Source organism: Stenotrophomonas sp. 63632_Sma (genome assembly GCF_056482875.1).
Window position 1 is genome coordinate 3577581 of the sequence record NZ_CM151220.1, and the last position, 14237, is coordinate 3591817.

The window sequence follows — 14237 nt, forward strand, 5'->3', positions numbered from 1 at the left end:
CAGGCGCTTACTCGTCGCCAGCGCTCTGGCGCTGCAGGATGGAGCTGAACTCTTCGGCGAAGGTCTCGAACCGCACCGACATGCGCTCCACGCGCGTGGTGAAGCGGTTGTAGGCCCACACCGCCGGGATCGCCACGAACAGGCCGATGGCGGTGGCGAACAGTGCCTCGGAGATGCCCGGCGCGACGGCGGCGATGCCGGCCTGCGCACCGCTGCTGATCATGTCGTGCATGGTCACCATGATGCCGAACACGGTACCGACCAGGCCCACGTAAGGCGCGGTCGAGCCGATGTTGGCCAGCAGTTCCAGGTTGCGCTCAAGCTGGTCCACTTCGCGGGTGTAAGTGGTGCGCATGGCACGCTGTGCGCCTTCCAGCTGGGCCCGACCGTCCAGGCGGCGCTTGTCGCGCAGGCGGGTGTACTCGCGGAAGCCGGCTTCGAAGATGGCTTCCAGGCCGCCGACATTGCGGCTGCGGTCGGTGGCCGAGCTGTACAGCTTGCCCAGGTCCGCACCGGACCAGAAGCGGTTCTCGAACTCGTCGGCTTCGCGGGTGGCCTGCTTGAACACGCGGGCCTTGCGGAAAATGATCACCCAGCTGACGAACGAGCCGACCAGCAGCAGCAGCACGATGATCTTCACCGGCAGGCTGGCCTTGGCCATCAGTTCGAGGTAGTTGATGCCGCCGCCGGTGGTGGCCTGGGCAAGGGTCTGTGTCGCGGCGTTGCTGACATCGGCCGGCAGTGCCTCGGTGACCGTGGCCTGCAGGGCCAGGAGCGTTGCGATCATCCGTTGTTCCTCAGTGTTCGGATTCGGGGTGGAGGTGGGGTTGCAGCACGGCAAGGACGGCCTCGTCCATGCCACGCGGGCGGAAACTGGCCGCTTCCAGTGCGGCGATGCGGACCTGCGCCGACAGCAGCAGCTCGCCGTCGCGCAGGATCTGCTGGTCGAAGACCATGCTGGCCTTCTTCAGCTGGACCAGACGGGCACTCACCTGCAGGGTGTCATCCAGCCGTGCCGGCTTGATGAAATCCATCTGCATCGAGCGCACCGCAAAGACCATCCCGTGCTCGGCGCGCATGCGCTCCTGGCCGTAGCCCAGCGCACGCATCCATTCGGTCCGGGCCCGTTCCATGAAGGCCACGTAGCGGGCGTGGTAGACCACGCCACCTGCGTCGGTATCTTCCCAGTAAATGCGTGTCGGCCAACTGAATCGGGGCTCAACCGACATCGGGAACCTCCGCGAACAGGTCCTGCGGCGGGTTCTTCGGCTTCAGGCCCATGTGCCGGTAGGCCTTGTGGGTGGCCATGCGGCCACGCGCGGTGCGCACCAGGAAGCCCTGCTGGATCAGGTACGGCTCGACCACGTCTTCCAGCGTGCCGCGCTCTTCAGACAGCGCCGCCGCCAGCGATTCGATGCCGACCGGGCCGCCGTCGAAGTAGTCGACCATGGTCTTGAGCAGGCGCCGGTCAAGCTCGTCGAAGCCCTCCGGGTCGACCTTGAGCATCTTCATCGCGGCCTGGGCCACGGCCTCGTCGATGTGGCCGCCGGCCTTCACCTGCGCATAGTCGCGCACGCGGCGCAGCAGGCGGTTGGCGATACGCGGGGTGCCACGGGCGCGGCGTGCGATCTCGCCGGCGCCATCGGCGGTGCAGTCGATGGCCAGGATGGCTGCCGAGCGGCGCACGATCCGGGTCAGCTCCTCGACACTGTAGAACTCCAGGCGCTGGACGATGCCGAAGCGGTCGCGCAACGGCGCGGTCAGAAGGCCAGCACGGGTGGTGGCACCGATCAGGGTGAACGGCGGCAGGTCGATCTTGATCGAGCGGGCGGCGGGGCCCTCGCCGATCATGATGTCGATCTGGAAATCTTCCATCGCCGGGTACAGCACTTCCTCCACCACCGGCGACAGGCGATGGATCTCGTCGATGAACAGCACATCGTGCGGCTGCAGGTTGGTCAGCAGCGCGGCGAGGTCGCCGGCCTTCTCGATCACCGGGCCGGAGGTGACCCGCAGGGCCACGCCCAGTTCGTTGGCGATGACATGGCTGAGGGTGGTCTTGCCCAGGCCGGGCGGCCCGAAGATCAGCACGTGGTCGAGCGCGTCGCCGCGCCCCTTGGCCGCCTGGATGTAGATCTCCATCTGCTCGCGCACCGGCACCTGGCCGAGGTAGTCGGCAAGGCGCTTGGGGCGGATGCTGGCGTCGGCGGCGTCATCCTCGCGGGTGGCGCCGGCGCCGATGATGCGGTCGTCGGTCATGTGCTGATTATGCGGCAAAAGCGCGGGTTTCGGCCGGGCTGCGCCCGGCACCCGCAGAAGCAACTACAACGGCCGGAGCAACAGCCAAAGCTGAGTTCCTGGGGAATGGCGGGGTGGGTCCGCTTGCGGGGGACGCTGCAAGTACGTCCATGTAAGCTCGGTCGCCGCATCCATGCGGCTCACGCCCCCGCAAGCGGACCCACCCCGCCTTCGACAGTTTCCTGCGGCCTGTCGGAACGGCGTTCTGCTTTAGTGGGTGCCGACCGTTGGTCGGCACGGTAGATCCAGGCGTGGAGGAAACTGGAGAGCAGAGTGGGCCAAGCTTCAAGCGCGCGGCATCTCCGCAAGTGGAGCCCCCTTGTTGTTCAAGGGGGCGCGCCGACAGGCGGGGGGTTAAGGTGGAATGCGCGGAACGCCGGCGCCCAAGGCGCCTGCGTTTCAAGGGGGCGCGCCGACAGGCGCGGGGATAAGGTGGAATGCGCGCGGGACCCACGGTTTGCGCAGCAGATCGTGGGACGTAGCGCAGGTGGAGATTAAATCTCCACCTGCGCGCCCAGTTCCACCAATCTGTTGCCCGGAATCCGGAAGAAGCCCGTGGCAGGAGCGGCGTTCCTGTGCATCAGCGCGAACAGCTTGTCGCGCCAGATCGGCATGCCACGGTTGGCGGTGGCGACGATGGTTTCGCGGCTGGCGAAGAAGGTGGTGTCCATCGGGTCGAAGTAGATGCCGCCGTGGTCGCACGAGCGCATCAGCGCCAGCGGTACGTCCGGGGTCTCCATGAAGCCGAAGCGCACGTAGACGCGGTAGAACTCGTCGCCCACCGATTCGATCTTCAGCCGCTGCCCTTCCATCGCATAGGGAATGGGCAGGGTTTCCACGTGCAGGAACACGTTGCGCTCGTGCAGCACCTTGTTGTGCTTGAGGTTGTGCATCAGCGCATGCGGAGCCACGGTCGGGTCGGCGGTGAGGAATACCGCGGTGCCCGGCACGCGTACCGGCGGCGCCAGCATCAGGCCTGGCAGGAAGGTATCCAGGCGGATGCCGTCCTTGCGGATCTCATCGCGCAGCAGCTCGCGGCCACGGCGCCAGGTGCGCATCATGGTGAACAGGAAGATGCCCAGCACCACCGGGAACCAGGCGCCCTGCAGCAGCTTGGCGCCGTTGGCGATGACGAAGCCGAGGTCGATGACGAAGAACACCACGCACAGCGGCAGGATCCACTTGCGCGCCTTCGGCCACAGCGAGCGCGCCACCAGGGCCAGCAGCAGGGTGTCGATCAGCATGGTGGCCGACACCGAGATGCCGTAGGCCACCGCCAGGTTGGACGAGCTGCGGAAGGCCAGCACCAGGCCGATCACCATCACCGCGATACCCCAGTTGATTCCCGGGATGTAGATCTGGCCGATGGTGTCGTGCGAGGTGTGCTTGATCCGCATGCGCGGGATGTAGCCCAGCTGCATGGCCTGGCGCGAGACCGAGAACGCGCCGGTGATGACCGACTGCGAGGCAATCACCGCGGCCATGGTGGCCAGGATGATCATCGGATACAGCGCCCACGACGGCACCGCTTCGAAGAACGGATTTTTCACCGCCTCGGGGTGGTTGAGCACCAGCGCACCCTGCCCCAGGTAGTTCAGCACCAGGCACGGCAGCACGAAGAAGTACCAGGCGTGGCGGATCGGCTTGGCACCGAAGTGGCCCATGTCGGCGTACAGCGCCTCACCGCCGGTCACTGCCAGCACCACCGCACCGAGGATGAAGATGCTGTGCCAGCCATGCTCCATGAAGAAGCGGATTGCCCACCACGGGTTGAACGCCTTCAGCACTTCCGGTGCATCGACGATGTTGTAGATGCCGATCGCCGCCAGCGAAATGAACCAGATCGAGGTGATCGGCCCGAACAGCTTGCCGATCTTCGCGGTGCCGAAGCGCTGTACCGCGAACACGGCCAGCAGTACCACCACGGTGATCGGAACGATGAAGGCGTGCAGTCCTGGCGCGGCAACTTCCAGGCCTTCCACCGCACCCAGCACCGATATCGCGGGGGTGATCACGCCATCGCCGAAGAACAGCGAGGCACCGAAGATGCCGAGGATGCCGACCACATAGGCCGAGCGCGACCCGTTGCGCAGCGTGCGCTGGGTCAGCGCCATCAGCGCCATGATGCCGCCCTCGCCGTCGTTGTCGGCGCGCATGATGATGGTCACGTACTTCAGCGTGACCACGATGTTCAACGCCCAGAACGCCAGCGACAGCACGCCCAGCACGGTGTCGTGGTCACTGTTGAGCCCGTAGTGCGGCGAGAACGCCTCCTTCAGGGTGTACAGCGGGCTGGTACCGATATCGCCGAAGACCACGCCGATCGCACCGATGATCAGCGCCAGGCCTCCGGCTGGAGGGGCGTGACCATGACCGCCTGGGGCGGCCGCGTGCGGGGTTTGACTGCTGGACATGGGACTCCTGGCGAAGCTCAGGCGGTGGGTTGGGGAAAGGAAGGCGGGTCAGCGCAGTGCCGACTGCAGCGCCTTGCGGATCACGGTGGCCACTTCGTCACCTTCGTTGAAGGCATCGCGAGCCATGCGCGCCGCTTCGGCCGGCTTGTAGCCCAGCTGCTGCAGGGCCACGGTGGCATCGGAGAGCGGGTCGGCCGGGGCCGGGCCGCTGCCGGTGGGCAGCGCGCCGCCGGCACCGAACTGCGCCGCGCGGTCACGCAGCTCCAGCACCATGCGCTCGGCGGTCTTCTTGCCGATGCCCGGAATGCGGGTCAGCGCGGTGATGTCACCGGCCTGGACCATGCGCGCGAACTCCTCGACGGTGACGCCGGACAGCACCGCCAGCGCGATCTTCGCGCCGATGCCGCTGACCTTCTGCACGTCGCGGAACAGGCGCCGCTCACCTTCGCGCAGGAAGCCGTACAGCGAGACGCTGTCTTCCTTCTGCGAGTAATGGGTGTACAGGGTGACCTCGCGGCCGAGCTCGGGCAGGTCGTAGAAGGTGCTCATCGGCGCCTCCAGCTCGTAGCCCACTCCGTTCACGTCCACCACCAGCCACGGCGGCGCCTTGTAGGCGACGATGCCGCGCAGTCGACCGATCATTGCGTGCAGCTCCTCATTTGCGGCCCCACGCCTGGCGGGCACTGAGCCCCAGGCGGTTGGCCGTTGCCCTTACGTGGGCATGGGTGATCGCCACTGCCAACGCGTCGGCCGCGTCGGCCTGCAGCTTGGTTTTCAGGTTGAGCATGAGCCCGACCATGTGTTGAACCTGTTGCTTTTCGGCGCCACCGCGCCCGACCACCGCCAGCTTGATCTCGCTGGCGGCGTATTCGTGCACCGGCAGGTCACGCAGCACCACGGCGGAAATGGCCGCGCCACGGGCCTGGCCCAGCTTCAGCGCCGAATCGGGGTTGCGGGCCATGAACACGCGTTCGATGGCCACTTCCTGCGGCTGGTACTCGCGGCACAGGTCAGCCAGGCCCAGCACCAGCAGCTTCATGCGCTGCGGGAAATCGTCGGCGCCGAGCAGCACCAGCGGCTGGTGGTGCACGTGGCTGACGCGGCCGGTGGCGTCGACATCGATGATGCCGACCCCGGTCCGCTGCGAACCGGGGTCGATGCCGAGGATGCGGGTCATGCTGCACTCCTGGCGGGGCGGAACGGGAGGCGCTGGCAGGCGTATGGGCTCATGACTGTCCGCGGTGACCGTTCAACGGCCCGCGCCCAGGCCGTCGAGGACGGCTCAGGCGTAGGCGTCGGCGCCGAGTTCGGCGTTGGAGTACACGTCCTGCACGTCGTCCAGGTCTTCAAGCATGTCCAGCAGCTTCTTGACCTGCAGGGCAACCTCGCCCTCGACCTTGATGTCGTTGTCCGCGCGGAAGGTGATTTCGGCGTGGTCGGCGACATGGCCAGCGGCGGCCATCGCATCCTTGACCGCGTTGAACGCGTCAGGGCTGGTGACCACGTCGATCGAGCCGTCGTCCGGGTAGACCACGATGTCATCGGCGCCGGCCTCGATGGCCGCTTCGGTGATGGCTTCCTCGTCGGCTCCCGGGGCGAAGCTGAGCACGCCCAGGCGCTTGAACATGAAGGCCACCGAGCCTTCGGTGCCCATGTTGCCGCCGCACTTGCTGAACGCATGGCGGACATCGGCCACCGTGCGCACGCGGTTGTCGGTCAGGCAGTCGACGATCACCGCCACGCCACCCGGGGCGTAGCCCTCGTAGCGGATTTCCTCGTAATCGACGCCTTCCAGTTCACCGGTAGCCTTCTTGATGGCGCGCTCGATCACGTCCTTGGACATGTTCACGGCCAGGCCCTTGTCCACGGCCACGCGCAGGCGCGGATTGTTGTTGGGGTCGCCTCCACCGCCGCGCGCGGCAACGCCGATCTCGCGGATGATCTTGGTGAAAATCTTGCCGCGCTTCGCGTCGGACGCGTTCTTGCGGGCTTCGATGGAGGGGCCTCTACCCATGGGTGCTACCGTCTGGCTGCTTCAGGATCAAGGCGCGGATTCTACCTGATCGGGGGCGGCAACCGTGTCTAGGGCCGAAGGGATATCGGGAAGGCGCCATCCACGCATGGCGTGGATCTACTGCCGCCTGGCATGGCCCGGCGCTACCGAGAGTGCACCGCCCTGCCCGGCGAACCGCCTTACGCAGCGGCGGCGTCGCGGCTGTGATCGAACTGGCCGTGGCGCAGGAAATGCGCGGTCTGCCGCGCGGCATCGGGCGATACCACCAGGCCACTGTGGCTGGTACGCACCACGCAATGGTCGGCCAGGCCCGGCAGGCGTGTCTCGGCCAGGGCCACGGTACCGTCGGAGGCATCGTCGATGGCGCCCAGCAGGCTGCCCAGCCCGTGCGGCACCGAACCGGCGATCAGGCCAACCTCGGCCCTGCCCTGCCAGTCCGGCAGGCCATCGAGCAGCAGATCGCTGCTGCGCCCCAACGCCAGGCCCCAGCCGTGCTCGGACAGCGAACGCGCAGTGCCACTGCCGCGCAGCGGCGAGCCCAGGCAGACCACGCGCTGCACGTCCAGCTGCGGCTGGCGGCGCAAGGCCTCCAGCGCCAGCAATCCCCCCAGGCTGTGGCCGACCAGCGACAACGGGCCGGCATCGGCCAGCCGCTCCAGCAGCTGTGGCACGGCCACGTCGGGGCCACCGAACACCGATGAGTAACCGAACGCGTGCACCTGGAAACCACGCGCGCGCAGGCGCCAGGCCAGCGGCCCGACCCAGGCACGGGCATTCCAGATGCCATGCAGCAGCAATACGGGGGGAGTCATGCAAACAGCCTGGCGGTCAGCGGGGCGGAAACGTACGGTGATTGAACACGCGCGCGCAGCAAGCGGCGGTGAACGTCAGGTCGCGCGCGGTGCGCGGCGCAGGATGAACTCGAGGTCCTGGGTATCACCGACCGGGAACAGGTACTCGCCGGCCTTCTCGAATCCATCGCGGGCGTAGAAACGCTGTGCGCCGAAGTTCTCCGACCACACGCCCAGCCACAGCGTGCGCGGGCCTTCGTGTTCCAGCCAGGCCAGCGCGGTTTCCAGCAGGCGGCTGCCCCAGCCGCAGCTCTGCTGCGTCTTGATCAGGTACAGGCGCTTGAGTTCGCCGTCACCGGGCTTCACGTCCGGGTGCGGCAGGCCACAGGGGCCGGCGGCGGCATGGCCGACCGCCTCCCCGTCCAGCTCCAACAGCCACACCGCGTAATCGGGGTGGGCCAGGATCACGCGCTGGCGCTCGCCCGTGTAGGCCTCCTCGAGGAAGGCCTGCAGGTCCTGCGGCGGATACAGATGGCCGAAGGTTTCGGTGAACGTGCGGGCAGCCAGCGCCGACAGGGTCGGCGCGTCGTCCACGGTGGCGCGGCGGATCGAATACATGCAGGAAGTTGACGTCAGGGCGAAGCGCGGGTCAAGCCTTTTCAGGCGATTCCGATTCCGCTTCTTCTTCCTCGTCCTCTTCCTCGTACTCCTCTTCGTCCTCGTCCTCGTCCTCTTCTTCGCCTTCCTCGTCCTCGTCGTACTCTTCCTCTTCGTCGTCCTCGTAATCCTCGACGCCGAAGTCTTCACCGTCCCAACGGCCTTCGCCGTCGGCGACGAAGGTCAGGGCCATCGCCGCCGGGTTGGTTCCGACGCGAACCAGCCAACCACCGAACACGCGCGCACGCTCGGTGACCAGGGTGGCCTCGGAGCCTTCATTGCCCAGCTTTTCCCACTCCAGCGAAAACGCAAACTCGGTCATTGCCTGGATCTCCTGATCAGTTGGTCTTGGGGCGAACCTGGATGTGCACTTCGGCCAGCTGCGCGTCGACGATCGGCGACGGCGCGTCGGTCATCAGATCCTGTGCACCGGTGGTCTTCGGGAACGGGATGACGTCGCGGATCGACTCGGTGCCGGCCATCAGCGCGGCGATGCGGTCGATGCCGAAGGCGATGCCACCGTGCGGCGGCGCGCCGTAGTTCAGCGCGTCGAGCAGGAAGCCGAACTTGGCGCGGGCTTCCTCGGCGCCGATGCCGAGCAGTTCGAACACCGCGCTCTGCATGTCCGGACGATGGATACGGATCGAACCGCCGCCGATTTCATTGCCATTGAGCACCATGTCGTAGCCGCGCGAAACGGCGGTACGGGCATTGGCGCGCAGGTCGGCGATGTCGTCCACAGCCGGTGCGGTGAAGGGGTGATGCAGGGCAACGTAGCGCTGTTCTTCCTCGTCCCACTCGAACATCGGGAAGTCGGTGACCCACAGCGGTGCCCAGCCGTCGGCGACCAGGCCGAAGTCCTTGCCGGCCTTCAGGCGCAGCGCGCCCATGAAGTCGGAGACCTTGTTGTAGCCACCGGCGCCGAAGAACACGATGTCACCGTTACCGGCGCCGACATGGGCGACCAGCGCGGCGAAGGATTCCTCGCTGAAGAACTTCTGGATCGGCGAGCTGACTTCGCCGTTGTCGGCGATCTTGATGTAGGCCAGGCCCTTGGCGCCGTACTTGGCGGCATGCGCTGCGTATTCGTCGATCTGCTTGCGGCTGAGCGCTGCACCGCCCGGGATGCGCAGCGCGGCGACGCGGCCTTCGGCGTCATTGGCCGGGCCGGTGAACACGGCGAACTCGCTGTCCTTGACCAGCTCGGCCACGTCGACCAGCTCCAGCGCGATGCGCAGGTCCGGCTTGTCCGAGCCGTAACGACGCATTGCCTCGGCCCAGGTCATGCGCGGGAAGCTGGCATCCAGCTGGACGTCGACCACTTCCTTGAAGATGGCGCGGATCATGTCCTCGACGAAATCCTGCACGTCGCGCTCGCGGACGAAGGCGAATTCCATGTCCAGCTGGGTGAATTCCAGCTGGCGGTCGGCACGCAGGGCCTCGTCGCGGAAGCAGCGCGCGATCTGGTAGTAGCGGTCGAAGCCGGCCACCATCAGGATCTGCTTGAACAGCTGCGGGCTCTGCGGCAGGGCGTAGAACTCGCCCGGGTGCATGCGCGCCGGCACCAGGAAGTCGCGCGCGCCTTCCGGGGTGGCCTTGGTCAGGATCGGGGTCTCGATGTCCTGGAAGCCCTTTTCGTCCAGATGGCGGCGCAGGGCCTGCACCAGCTTGATGCGGGTGCGCTGCATGCGCTGCATTTCCGGGCGGCGCAGGTCCAGGTAGCGGTACTTCAGGCGGGTTTCCTCGCCCGGATTCTCGTGGGCGTGGAACGGCAACGGCGCGGCCTTGTTCAGCACGGTGATGGCGGTGGCGATCACTTCCACCTTGCCGGTGCGCATCTTGTCGTTCACCGCGTGGCGGGCACGCACCACGCCTTCCACCTGCAGCACGTCCTCGTAGCCCAGCGACGCGGCCACGGCGAACACGTCGGCGTTGTCGACTTCCACGGTCACCTGCACGATGCCTTCATGATCTCGAAGATCGATGAAGCAGACGCCGCCCTGGTTACGGGCCACGTCGGTCCAGCCGGCGAGGGTGACAGTCTGGCCAATCAGGGTCTCATCGACCAGGCCGCAGAAGTGGGTACGCATGGGGGGGAAGCTCCGCTGGAGAACGCCGGCACCGGATGGGGGCCGGAAAGCCTCGTATTCTGCGGCCGAGGCCCCGGCCGGGGCAAATCCGGCCAGTCACACCGGCTTGATCGCCCCCCTCCCTATAGTCGGGCACCTGCCACCGTATGGGATGCCGCCATGAAACCGCTGTCCCTGGCCAGCCTGGCCGTAACCCTCAGCCTGGGTGCCGCGGGCACCCTTGCCCTGCCCGCCCCTTCCGCGCATGCGCAGAGCGGCGTGGTCCGCTGCGAAAGCCAGAACAACCGCGAACGGGTCTGCAACACCGGCTGGCGCAATGCGCAGCTGGTGCGCCAGCTGTCCGGCTCGGACTGCGATGAAGGACGCACCTGGGGCAGCCGTAACGGCAGCATCTGGGTCACCAACGGTTGCCGCGCCGAATTCGTCGAGGCCCGCGGCGGCTGGGGCGGCGGCAATGGCGGTGGCTGGGGCGGCAACAACGGCCGGCCCGGCGAGACCATCCGCTGCGAGAGCCAGAACAACCGCGAGCGCAGCTGCCCGGTCGGCTGGCGCAATGCCCGCCTGGTCCGCCAGCTGTCCGGCAGCCCCTGCAACGAAGGGCGTACCTGGGGCGTGCGCAACGGCGCGGTCTGGGTCAGTGGCGGCTGCCGTGCCGAATTCGCCGAAGCCCGCGGCTGGGGCGGTGGTGGCGGTGGCTGGGGCGGCGGCAACAGCAATTACTCGGTTACCTGCAGCAGCAACAACAACCGCTCGCAGACCTGCGACTGGGATGAGCGTCAGGGCCGCCCGGTGCTGCAGCAGCAGCTGTCCGGCAGTGCCTGCCAGGAAGGCCGCAGCTGGGGCTACTCACGTGGCCAGGTGTGGGTGAGCAACGGCTGCCGCGCGCGTTTCGGTACGCGGTAAGTACACGGTCGGATCCCTGGCCGACGGCCAGGACTCTGACCCCGGTCCGGTATCCCGCATCCACGCATGGCGTGGATCTACTGAGGGCCTTTCTGGGGTCGAGGCCCTCCGCAGGAGGGATCCGACCCTGGGATCACGGGGCGGACGCTTTATCGTCGCCCCACGGTGCAGGCGGCAGGGCAACCGGCTTGCTCAGGTCGAACTGCACGCGGAAGCGGCGGCCCTCCGGGCGGGTCAGCTCGTAGACAAAGGTCTGGTCGGGATCAATCTCCATCGCCCAGGTGTTGTGCGTGGAGGCCAGCATGTCGGCGCGGCGGAACATCGCCACCGAATCGGCGTCGGCGGGGAACTGCTGGCGCTCGGCGGTGCCCGGCGGCGTGCTGTCGCCACCGTAGAGGGTGATCGCGTCGGGGCTGCCGTCTTCGTGGCGATGGTCGTGCTTCAGGCGCAGGCCGGTTTCCGTACGGGTCAGCACCCAGGTCCGCGAGTGGTCATCGCCGACATGGAACGGGATGCGCAGCTCGTGCGCCGGATCGGCACAGCCGCGCACATGCATGACCAGGCGCTGCCCGGCGAACGGATCCTTGCCGGTTGGTGCCGGCGTGTCCTCCACCACCTTGCCGGCGTAAGCCTGGCCGCAATGCGCGGCGATGGCGGCCATGAAGGCATCGGCCGGTGCGGTCGCCAGATCATGGGCGACCGTATCGGAGCGCTGCGAACACGCAGCAAGGCTGAGCAGGAGGGCGGAAGCGGTGACAACGGCAGGCAGTTTCATGCCCCAACCCTAACGGCCATGGCCGAAGTGCGCAAACCGCACGCGCAGCATCCGCTCAGCGATCGACTGCAGATGCCGCTGGCAGCGTTTCGGTGGCCGCCACCGGCGCGGCTTCGCCTTCACCCGCAGGTTCCTGTTCAACCGGATCGACATCGAACGGCGTGCGGAACACCAGCGACGGCAACAGCGTGGTCAGTGCGGCATACAGCAGCAGCGCGCCGAACAGCACCGCCGGAATCTGGAAACGCTCGCGCATGATCGCCGCCAGCACCAGGGTGAAAATCAGCGTCGGGGCCAACGCCAGCGAGACCCGCAGGCTGCTGCGGAAGCTCTCGCCGAACATCACCCGGCGCTGCAGCCAGACCACGCCGATGCGCAGCGGCAGCACCACCAGGGTGATCACGATGCCCAGCCCCAGCGCCTCAAAGCTCAGTGCTTCGCTGGGCACCTTGGTGCCGGCATTGAAGAAATAGAACGGCACGAAGAACGAAGCGAACAGGCGCAGCGCGTGCAGGTTCTCATGCGAGGCCAGCAGCGGCATGCGCTGGTGCAGCAGGCGCGCGACCAGGCCGGCAATGAACGCACCGACCAGGTAGTACACGCCCAGCAGGTAGGTGATGTAGGCCGCCACCATGCCGACCATCACCAGCAGCGAGAACTCCGAGCCCGGCGCGTGCGGCGCCACCCAGCGGCCCAGCGCGATGAACAGCAGCGGCAGGCCGACCATCATCGCCAGCAGCGCCAGGCTGGACAGCGCCATGTGCCCCGGATCGCCCGCCTGCAGCACGATGAACAACGCCGCCAGCGCCAGCAGTTCGCCAGCGATGGCCTTGCTGGTCACCCAGAACCGCTCGTCCTCGCTCAGGCCCAGCCGCGACAGCGAATCCATGATGAAGCCGGTGGAGGGGGTCAGCAGCGCCAGCGCCAGCAGGCCGGCGGCCTGCCACGGCAGCCCCGCGTAACGCCAGGCCAGCCAGCCCACACCGAACAGCGTGCCGGTACGGATCACCAGATGCGCCAGCAGCGGCCACATGCCACGGCGCAGCGCCTGCAGATCCACTTCCAGGCCGGCGAACAGGAACAGCGAGGAAATGCCCAGTGTGGCCAACAGACCGATCACTGCGTCGTGCGCCTGGTCGCCCAGCCAGAGCATGCCGATGATGCCGAACAGCAGGCAGGTCAGCGGCGCGGGCAGGCTGAAACGCTGCAGCGCGCGCGGGATCACCAGCAGCGCAAAGATCAGCAGCAGGTAGATCAGTTCATGGCTCATGGGGGACTTCCGTGTGATTCGAACGCGCGCAGGATGCGCGCGCCGAACCGATCCGGCAAGCCACTTCTGAATGACCCCGGTTACCTCAACCGATCAGCCGATCGGCGATGCGGCCTACCTGCGCCAGCACCGTGGCACGTTGTTCATAGCTGATCGCACCCGCCTGCAGGTAGGCGGTCAGCACCCAGGGCGTGCCGCCGGCCAGCGGCCACAACACGGCGATGTCGTTGCGCGCGTCCTCGCCGTTGCTGCCGGTCTTGTCACCGACGCGCCAGCGCTTGCCCAGGCCCGCGCGCAGGCAGGCGTCGCCGGTTTCGTTGTCGATCAACCAATCGGCCAGCTGCTGCCGCGACGCCGGCTGCAGCACCTCGCCCAGCACCACGCGCTGCAGGGTCGCAGCCATCGCCGCCGGCGTGGTGGTGTCGCGCGGATCGCCCTTGGCAAAGCTGTTCAGCTCCGGCTCCAGGCGATCACTGCGGCTCACCGCATCACCGCTCGCGCGCAGGAACGCAGTCACCGCGGGCGGGCCACCGACCACGCCGAACAGCAGGTTGGCGGCAGTGTTGTCGCTGGTGATGATCGTGGCACGGCACAGATCGCGCACGGTCATGTCCTTGCCGGCGTGGCGGCGGGTGACCGGCGCGTGCGAGAGCAGATCGGCATCGCGCACCGGCACGCGCGTGTCCAGCAACGCGGGCCTGCGCTCGGCCTGACTGAGCACGGTGGCGGCCAGCACGCTCTTGAACGTGCTGCACATCGGGAAACGCTCGTCCTGGCGATGACCGATGCGGCGACCGCTGGCGGTATCAAGCAGGGTCACGCCGAGGCGGCCGGCACAGGCCTTTTCCAGTGCGGCGAAGTCGGTGGCGGCGGTGAGGGCGGCATCGGTCGGTGCGCTGGCGGCGGTTTTGCCCGCCGCACGGGCCAGCAACGGCAGGGCAAGCGAGGAAGCAACGGCGGCACCACTGAACTGCAGGAATCGGCGACGGGCGAGCATGCGGGTTCTCCTGGGGGACCGTTCGATT

Annotated in this window: 15 protein-coding genes; 1 reads left to right on the top strand and 14 read right to left on the bottom strand. The window is 67.4% G+C overall.

Annotated features, from left to right (window positions below; genetic code table 11):
- Nucleotides 1–7: 7 nt before the first annotated feature.
- From tolQ to aspS, 11 genes are all read right to left on the bottom strand, one after another.
- The gene (gene tolQ, locus ACZK45_RS16595; protein ID WP_006438802.1) at nt 8–787 is read right to left on the bottom strand and encodes a protein TolQ; all 780 of its coding nucleotides are present in this window, start codon (nt 785–787) and stop codon (nt 8–10) included.
- 10 nt (nt 788–797) lie between these two features.
- On the bottom strand, nt 798–1229 hold the full coding sequence (gene ybgC, locus ACZK45_RS16600) for a tol-pal system-associated acyl-CoA thioesterase (RefSeq protein ID WP_071229045.1): 432 nt from the start codon (nt 1227–1229) through the stop codon (nt 798–800).
- Complete coding sequence (gene ruvB, locus ACZK45_RS16605; RefSeq protein ID WP_010481595.1) at nt 1219–2259, bottom strand: Holliday junction branch migration DNA helicase RuvB; 1041 nt, start codon at nt 2257–2259, stop codon at nt 1219–1221. The genes ybgC and ruvB overlap by 11 nt, the downstream gene beginning before the upstream one ends.
- 533 nt (nt 2260–2792) lie before the next feature.
- Complete coding sequence (locus ACZK45_RS16610; RefSeq protein WP_032128529.1) at nt 2793–4712, bottom strand: potassium transporter Kup; 1920 nt, start codon at nt 4710–4712, stop codon at nt 2793–2795.
- Nucleotides 4713–4760: 48 nt separating this feature from the next.
- Complete coding sequence (gene ruvA / locus ACZK45_RS16615) at nt 4761–5354, bottom strand: Holliday junction branch migration protein RuvA (protein ID WP_005410756.1); 594 nt, start codon at nt 5352–5354, stop codon at nt 4761–4763.
- 13 nt (nt 5355–5367) lie between these two features.
- Nucleotides 5368–5889 carry a crossover junction endodeoxyribonuclease RuvC gene (gene ruvC, locus ACZK45_RS16620; RefSeq protein WP_032128530.1) on the bottom strand — a complete coding sequence of 174 codons (522 nt, stop codon included), beginning with the start codon at nt 5887–5889 and terminating at the stop codon, nt 5368–5370.
- Nucleotides 5890–5994: 105 nt separating this feature from the next.
- Nucleotides 5995–6726, bottom strand: coding sequence for a YebC/PmpR family DNA-binding transcriptional regulator (locus ACZK45_RS16625; protein WP_032128531.1), 732 nt, complete (start codon nt 6724–6726; stop codon nt 5995–5997).
- Between the two features lie 179 nt (nt 6727–6905).
- Complete coding sequence (locus ACZK45_RS16630; protein ID WP_032128532.1) at nt 6906–7538, bottom strand: esterase/lipase family protein; 633 nt, start codon at nt 7536–7538, stop codon at nt 6906–6908.
- A gap of 75 nt (nt 7539–7613) precedes the next feature.
- Nucleotides 7614–8135 (bottom strand): N-acetyltransferase family protein, encoded by a 522-nt coding sequence (locus tag ACZK45_RS16635; protein ID WP_478444937.1) that lies wholly within the window; start codon nt 8133–8135, stop codon nt 7614–7616.
- 31 nt (nt 8136–8166) lie between these two features.
- Nucleotides 8167–8496 (bottom strand): DNA primase, encoded by a 330-nt coding sequence (locus ACZK45_RS16640; RefSeq protein WP_478444938.1) that lies wholly within the window; start codon nt 8494–8496, stop codon nt 8167–8169.
- A 16-nt stretch (nt 8497–8512) separates the two neighbouring features.
- Nucleotides 8513–10264, bottom strand: coding sequence for an aspartate--tRNA ligase (gene aspS, locus ACZK45_RS16645; protein ID WP_010481582.1), 1752 nt, complete (start codon nt 10262–10264; stop codon nt 8513–8515).
- Nucleotides 10265–10423: 159 nt separating this feature from the next.
- Here aspS and ACZK45_RS16650 point away from each other — a divergent pair, with 159 nt between their 5' ends.
- Nucleotides 10424–11167 (top strand): DUF3011 domain-containing protein, encoded by a 744-nt coding sequence (locus ACZK45_RS16650; RefSeq protein ID WP_032128536.1) that lies wholly within the window; start codon nt 10424–10426, stop codon nt 11165–11167.
- 133 nt (nt 11168–11300) lie between these two features.
- Here the strand turns inward: ACZK45_RS16650 and ACZK45_RS16655 are convergent, their stop codons facing one another.
- The 3 genes from ACZK45_RS16655 to blaL2 form a co-directional block, all read right to left on the bottom strand.
- Nucleotides 11301–11942: a hypothetical protein gene (locus ACZK45_RS16655; protein ID WP_049422905.1), complete on the bottom strand. Its 642-nt coding sequence runs from the start codon at nt 11940–11942 to the stop codon at nt 11301–11303.
- A gap of 55 nt (nt 11943–11997) precedes the next feature.
- The gene (locus ACZK45_RS16660) at nt 11998–13212 is read right to left on the bottom strand and encodes a cation:proton antiporter (RefSeq protein WP_032128538.1); all 1215 of its coding nucleotides are present in this window, start codon (nt 13210–13212) and stop codon (nt 11998–12000) included.
- A gap of 85 nt (nt 13213–13297) precedes the next feature.
- The gene (blaL2, locus tag ACZK45_RS16665) at nt 13298–14209 is read right to left on the bottom strand and encodes a L2 family extended-spectrum class A beta-lactamase (RefSeq protein ID WP_478444939.1); all 912 of its coding nucleotides are present in this window, start codon (nt 14207–14209) and stop codon (nt 13298–13300) included.
- Nucleotides 14210–14237 lie beyond the last annotated feature (28 nt).

What these genes read in the sequence shown, in the direction of transcription:
- tolQ (WP_006438802.1), bottom strand. Translation starts at nt 787, where the DNA reads ATGATCGCAACGCTCCTGGCCCTGCAGGCCACGGTCACCGAGGCACTG.
- ybgC (WP_071229045.1), bottom strand. Translation starts at nt 1,229, where the DNA reads ATGTCGGTTGAGCCCCGATTCAGTTGGCCGACACGCATTTACTGGGAA.
- ruvB (WP_010481595.1), bottom strand. Translation starts at nt 2,259, where the DNA reads ATGACCGACGACCGCATCATCGGCGCCGGCGCCACCCGCGAGGATGAC.
- ACZK45_RS16610 (WP_032128529.1), bottom strand. Translation starts at nt 4,712, where the DNA reads ATGTCCAGCAGTCAAACCCCGCACGCGGCCGCCCCAGGCGGTCATGGT.
- ruvA (WP_005410756.1), bottom strand. Translation starts at nt 5,354, where the DNA reads ATGATCGGTCGACTGCGCGGCATCGTCGCCTACAAGGCGCCGCCGTGG.
- ruvC (WP_032128530.1), bottom strand. Translation starts at nt 5,889, where the DNA reads ATGACCCGCATCCTCGGCATCGACCCCGGTTCGCAGCGGACCGGGGTC.
- ACZK45_RS16625 (WP_032128531.1), bottom strand. Translation starts at nt 6,726, where the DNA reads ATGGGTAGAGGCCCCTCCATCGAAGCCCGCAAGAACGCGTCCGACGCG.
- ACZK45_RS16630 (WP_032128532.1), bottom strand. Translation starts at nt 7,538, where the DNA reads ATGACTCCCCCCGTATTGCTGCTGCATGGCATCTGGAATGCCCGTGCC.
- ACZK45_RS16635 (WP_478444937.1), bottom strand. Translation starts at nt 8,135, where the DNA reads ATGTATTCGATCCGCCGCGCCACCGTGGACGACGCGCCGACCCTGTCG.
- ACZK45_RS16640 (WP_478444938.1), bottom strand. Translation starts at nt 8,496, where the DNA reads ATGACCGAGTTTGCGTTTTCGCTGGAGTGGGAAAAGCTGGGCAATGAA.
- aspS (WP_010481582.1), bottom strand. Translation starts at nt 10,264, where the DNA reads ATGCGTACCCACTTCTGCGGCCTGGTCGATGAGACCCTGATTGGCCAG.
- ACZK45_RS16650 (WP_032128536.1), top strand. Translation starts at nt 10,424, where the DNA reads ATGAAACCGCTGTCCCTGGCCAGCCTGGCCGTAACCCTCAGCCTGGGT.
- ACZK45_RS16655 (WP_049422905.1), bottom strand. Translation starts at nt 11,942, where the DNA reads ATGAAACTGCCTGCCGTTGTCACCGCTTCCGCCCTCCTGCTCAGCCTT.
- ACZK45_RS16660 (WP_032128538.1), bottom strand. Translation starts at nt 13,212, where the DNA reads ATGAGCCATGAACTGATCTACCTGCTGCTGATCTTTGCGCTGCTGGTG.
- blaL2 (WP_478444939.1), bottom strand. Translation starts at nt 14,209, where the DNA reads ATGCTCGCCCGTCGCCGATTCCTGCAGTTCAGTGGTGCCGCCGTTGCT.